The 349-nt window shown below is 71.9% G+C and carries 1 pseudogene; it reads left to right on the top strand.

Annotated elements, in window-relative coordinates:
* Positions 1–349, top strand: a pseudogene (locus ACTFO6_RS18115) (MFS transporter); the annotation flags it as partial.

Genomic DNA, 349 nt, shown 5'->3' with positions numbered 1-349 from the left:
GTCGCTCACGGCGGCCGGCGCGTTCTTCTTCTGGGCGGGGCTTCTCACCGCCCTCTCCCAGCTCGCCGCGCCGTGGGTGGCCCGGCGCATTGGCCTGCTCAACACCATGGTGTTTACCCACATCCCCGCCAGCCTGGCCCTCATCGCGGCAGCGTTCGCGTCCCGCTTGGAGATCGCGCTGGGCCTGCTGCTGCTGCGCGCGGCGCTTTCCCAGATGGACGTGCCGGTTCGCTCCGCCTACGTCATGGCTGTCGTCACCCCACCGGAACGGGCCGCGGCGGCGAGCTATACCGCCGTGCCCCGGAGCCTGGCCGCGGCGCTGAGCCCCTCCCTGTGCGGTGCCTTGTTC

The organism is Pelomicrobium sp. G1 (assembly GCF_051905455.1).
GTDB lineage: Bacteria > Pseudomonadota > Gammaproteobacteria > Burkholderiales > UBA6910 > Pelomicrobium.
Note: the sequence above shows the minus strand (reverse complement) of the source record. Positions and strands in the feature narration are given on the sequence as shown.